Annotated in this window: 4 protein-coding genes; all 4 read left to right on the top strand. The window is 43.2% G+C overall.

Annotated features, from left to right (window positions below):
- Positions 1 to 200 (top strand): N-acetylmuramoyl-L-alanine amidase (locus tag CXF78_RS09745; protein ID WP_180957103.1); only part of this gene is annotated, 200 nt, incomplete at its 5' end.
- Positions 201 to 325: 125 nt separating this feature from the next.
- On the top strand, positions 326 to 1,177 hold the full coding sequence (gene ampE, locus CXF78_RS09740; protein WP_102036655.1) for a beta-lactamase regulator AmpE: 852 nt from the start codon (positions 326 to 328) through the stop codon (positions 1,175 to 1,177).
- 298 nt (positions 1,178 to 1,475) lie between these two features.
- Positions 1,476 to 2,228, top strand: a complete 753-nt coding sequence (gene pdhR / locus CXF78_RS09735; protein ID WP_011639192.1) for a pyruvate dehydrogenase complex transcriptional repressor PdhR — start codon at positions 1,476 to 1,478, stop codon at positions 2,226 to 2,228.
- 91 nt (positions 2,229 to 2,319) lie between these two features.
- The gene (gene aceE / locus CXF78_RS09730) at positions 2,320 to 4,986 is read left to right on the top strand and encodes a pyruvate dehydrogenase (acetyl-transferring), homodimeric type (protein ID WP_011639191.1); all 2,667 of its coding nucleotides are present in this window, start codon (positions 2,320 to 2,322) and stop codon (positions 4,984 to 4,986) included.
- Positions 4,987 to 5,046 lie beyond the last annotated feature (60 nt).

Genomic DNA, 5,046 nt, shown 5'->3' with positions numbered 1-5,046 from the left:
TGGAAGGCACCGATAGTAGTGGTTATACCGATGAGCAATATCATCAATTAATGCTGTTAACATTGGAGTTAATGGCGCAATATCCTATGATTAACGTAAATAATATTGTCGGCCATTGCGATATCGCACCAGGGCGTAAAACTGACCCCGGGTTTAGCTTTGATTGGCCTCGATATATGCAAGCCATTGCCGTGGCTTAGGTTAATTTTGTGGTCATAGTTGTTGTTGGATTGTATTTGTTAGATAACATATGTAGCTATCGCCCACGTAAGCACTGTTCTTTAATGGCGACAGCAGCAACTGAATAGAAGTTAAAAGGATATTCATGGCGTTATTTTCATTGTTAGTGGCAATTCTAGTTGAGCGTATGAAGCTTCTGCCGAGTGGTTGGCAGTTCGATAGTGTGATGATGCGTTACCAAAAGCAGTTTTGGGATAGCCAATCATTAAAGTCAGCAGTTGGTGTCGTGATTGCAATCGTGTTGCCTGCCTTATTAGTCCTGTTAATCAGTTTTCTGCTTGATGGCATTTTTTTTGATTTATTGAGCTTATTATTTTGGGTGTTGATATCAATTATTTGTTTTAGTCACCAAACATTACGAAGTGTGTTTAAGCAGTATATTCAAGCGGCATGTCGCGGCGATGTACAAGCTTGTTATCGTTACGCTAGCGAGTTGGATCCTACAGAGTCTTTGGATGTCGTGGACGAACAGGATTTAGGCCGCAAAGTAGGCCAAACGGTGGCGTGGATTAATTACCGCTATTACGGCGCGGTGGCATTATATTTAATATTTTTAGGCCCTGTTGGTGCCATTTTATATTGTACGGTGCGTTTTTATAGTGAGTACAACAGTAAGAATAAGCTTGAAATGCCATTGGTAGATCGTTTACAGATGATATTTGATTGGTTACCAAGTCGGGTGTTTAGCTTTGGTTATGTGTTAAGTGGCCAGTTTAGTGAAGGGTTAAACGCTTGGCGACAATATGGTTTAAGTGTTAATACTGAAGCTAAAACAATAGTGACCCATACTGCAGTTGCCGCAGAGTCTTTACCTGAAGCAGGAGATGCGCCGTTGAGTGTGCAATCTACTTTGGCATTACTGGCATTGAGTAAGCGTAATTTTGTGTTATTGCTAACCATGGTTTCTGTATTAACTATTTTTGGTTTTGTTAGCTAGACTTTAGTGCGCTGCGCTTCTAGGGCGGACTACGTCCTGCTAGGACAGCTTCGCTGCTGAGATTTTATAGCTTCTAGCAGCGTAGCGCTCTAGTTTCTAGGATTTTTCGGATAAATGGTCTGACCCCTTATGCATAAATTTCAGTTATGCTCTGGGCTTGAGCGTTTTAAACAAAGCGGTGTTCTTTTGTCGGTATGCTGATAACTAGACATGGCTTGTATGATTTGATAAAGTGCGCTCTCTCATATTAATTGGTAAGACCAATTGACAATTGCTTGTTTAGGGAGCAGAGCGCTACATGGCTTATATTAAGATTAACCAGCCAAAAATTTCTGATGTGATCATGGAGCAATTGGAGCGGATGATCCTTGAAGGCAGTTTGCAGCCTGGTCAGAAACTACCTCCTGAACGCGAACTCGCGGTACAATTTGAAGTGTCTCGTCCTTCATTACGTGAAGCGATTCAAAAATTAGAAGCTAAAGGGTTGCTCATGCGTCGTCAAGGCGGTGGCACCTATGTTAAAGAACAACTGTGGCAAAGTCTTGCCGATCCTATCGTTGAATTAATGCATAACGACTCAGAAAGTCAGTATGACTTACTCGAATTCCGTCACGCCACAGAAGGCATGATGGCGTATTATGCTGCGCTGCGCGGCACCGATGCGGATATGCAGAATATTCAAAAACGAATTATTGAAGTAGAAGCTGCGACGAATATTGAGGCCAAAGCTGCTGCCATTGTACGTTTTTATCGTGCGGTTGCTGAGGCGTCACACAATGTTGCTATGTTGCATTTAGTATTAAGTTTAACCCCTGTGCTGCACAAAAATGTCGCACAAAATTTGGAGCTTTTAAGCATACGCGAAGAAGCTTCCACCATGGCAAATGATCACAGACGCGCGTTACTGGCTGCGATTATACGCCGGGACCCAGACGCTGCACGTGAAGCTTCGAATGAGCATTTAAGCTACATCGAAGAAGTCATGTTGTCAGTAAGAGAAGAAGACAGTCGGTTGCAACGTAGTTTGCGCCGTTTAAAGAGCGGCGTGTAACACTTGTCACTTTGAATAAGAATACACTTTTGCTGTGTCAACAAGCAGCAAAAAGCCGAAATATAATCCGTATATAGAGAAGGACTGCGAGATGTCTGAAGATATGCTTCAAGATTTAGACCCATCAGAAACCCAAGAGTGGGTTGATGCTCTACAAGCTGTGTTAGAGCAAGAAGGGCCTGAACGTGCACACTTTTTACTCGAAAAATTAATCGACAAAGCTCGCCGTAACGGTACTCACTTACCGTATAACGCGACTACTGCGTATTTAAACACGATTCCAGCAGGCCAAGAGCCAAACATGCCTGGCAACCAAGAAATGGAACGCCGTATTCGGGCGATTATTCGCTGGAATGCATTGGCGATGGTGTTACGCGGTTCTAAGAAAGATTTAGAGCTTGGTGGCCATATCTCAAGTTTCGCGTCTAGTGCGACAATTTACGATGTGTGTTTTAACCATTTCTTCCGTGCGCCTAACGAGCATGACGGTGGTGATTTGGTGTATTTCCAAGGCCATATCGCACCCGGTATTTATGCGCGTTCGTTCCTTGAAGGCCGTATTACTGAAGACCAAATGGCCAACTTCCGTCAAGAAGTTGATGGCAAAGGTCTTTCTTCGTACCCACACCCTAAGTTAATGCCTACTTACTGGCAGTTCCCGACGGTATCGATGGGTCTAGGTCCTATTCAAGCGATTTACCAAGCGCGTTATTTGAAGTATTTAACTGACCGTGGTTTAAAAGATTGCTCTAAGCAGACTGTTTACTGTTTCTTAGGTGACGGTGAGTGTGATGAGCCAGAAGCATTAGGTGCTATTGGTTTAGCTGCACGTGAAGAATTAGATAACTTAGTATTTATCGTTAACTGTAACTTACAGCGTCTTGATGGTCCTGTTCGTGGTAACGGTAAAATTATCCAAGAACTTGAAGGCGAATTCCGCGGCGCAGGCTGGGAAGTGGTTAAAGTGATTTGGGGACGCTATTGGGATCCGTTATTGGCTCGTGATACTAGCGGTAAATTATTGCAGTTAATGGAAGAAACCGTAGACGGTGAATACCAAAACTGTAAAGCCAAAGGCGGCGCGTACACGCGTGAGCATTTCTTTGGTAAGTACCCAGAAACTGCCGAAATGGTTGCTAACATGTCAGATGATGACATTTGGCGTTTAAACCGTGGTGGTCATGATCCTGTTAAAGTTTACGCTGCACTTGAACATGCACAAAAAACCAAAGGTCGCCCAACCGTTATTTTAGCTAAAACAGTTAAAGGTTACGGTTTAGGTGATGCAGGCGAAGGTAAAAACATCGCTCACAACGTGAAGAAGATGGGCGCTGAGTCTATTCGTTACTTCCGCGATCGTTTCAATATCCCGATCCCTGATGACCAGCTAGAAGATTTGCCTTTCTATCATCCAGGTCCAGACTCTGAAGAAGTGAAATACTTAAAGAGTCGCCGTGAAGCATTATTAGGTTATTTACCGCAACGCCGTGAAAAATTCACTGAAGAGTTAGAAATTCCTTCATTGAAAATTTTTGATTCGATTTTAAAAGGTTCTAATGGCCGTGAAATCTCGTCAACGATGGCGTTTGTCCGAGTATTAACTGCGTTATTGAAAGACAAAGGTATTGGCAAGCGTATTGTGCCGATTATTCCTGATGAAGCACGTACTTTTGGTATGGAAGGTTTATTCCGTCAAGTGGGTATTTATGCTCACGAAGGCCAAAAATATATTCCACAAGATTCTGATCAAGTGGCGTACTACCGTGAAGATAAAACCGGTCAGGTTTTACAAGAAGGTATTAACGAATTAGGCGCAATGTCATCTTGGGTATCAGCTGCAACCAGCTACTCAGTCAATAACATGCCAACAATTCCGTTTTACATCTACTACTCTATGTTCGGTTTCCAACGTATTGGTGACATGGCATGGGCTGCTGGCGACATGCGCGCACGTGGTTTCTTAGTCGGTGGAACTTCAGGTCGTACAACATTGAACGGCGAAGGTTTACAGCATCAAGATGGTCATAGCCACGTATTAGCTAATACTATTCCAAACTGTATCTCTTACGATCCAACTTACGGTTATGAAATTGCGGTTGTAGTGCAAGATGGTATTCGTCGTATGTATGGCGAAAATCAAGAAGATATCTTCTACTACCTAACCACAATGAACGAAAACTATGTTCAGCCAGAAATGCCAGCCGGTGCCGAAGAAGGTATTGTCAAAGGTATTTACAAGCTTGAAACAGTTGCCGGTAGTGGTAAAGGTAAAGTGCAGTTAATGGGTTGCGGTACGATACTTGAAGAAGTGCGTAAAGCAGCACAAGCATTAGCAAAAGACTTTGGCGTAAGCGCTGACGTATTCAGTGTGACTAGCTTTAACGAGTTAACTCGTGACGGCCAAGCTGCTGAACGTTGGAACATGTTGCATCCAACAGCTGAACCTAAGCAAGCGTATATTAGCCAAGTATTATCTGCAGACGCGCCAGCGATTGTGGCGACTGACTATATGAAGATATACGGCGAGCAATTACGTGCTTTCGTACCGACAGACTATAAAGTACTTGGTACTGATGGTTTTGGCCGTAGCGATAGCCGCGCAAACTTACGTCATCACTTTGAAGTAGATGCTAAGTTTATTGTTATTGCGGCACTGAAGTCTCTTGTTGAGCGTAATGAAATGCCTGTTGATGTGTTGACTAAAGCCATCGCTGAATATGGTATTGATGCTGACAAGATTAACCCACAGTTCGCGTAAGGGGATACAAAATGGCTGAATTAAAAGAAGTTTTGGTTCCTAATATCGATACTGATGCAG

The organism is Shewanella sp. 11B5 (assembly GCF_002836795.1).
In the GTDB taxonomy this organism is placed as follows: Bacteria; Pseudomonadota; Gammaproteobacteria; order Enterobacterales; family Shewanellaceae; genus Shewanella; species Shewanella frigidimarina.
The sequence above is the reverse complement of the archived record's forward strand: the minus strand, read 5'-3'. Positions and strand labels throughout refer to the sequence as shown.

What these genes read in the sequence shown, in the direction of transcription:
- pdhR (WP_011639192.1), top strand. Translation starts at nt 1,476, where the DNA reads ATGGCTTATATTAAGATTAACCAGCCAAAAATTTCTGATGTGATCATG.
- aceE (WP_011639191.1), top strand. Translation starts at nt 2,320, where the DNA reads ATGTCTGAAGATATGCTTCAAGATTTAGACCCATCAGAAACCCAAGAG.
- ampE (WP_102036655.1), top strand. Translation starts at nt 326, where the DNA reads ATGGCGTTATTTTCATTGTTAGTGGCAATTCTAGTTGAGCGTATGAAG.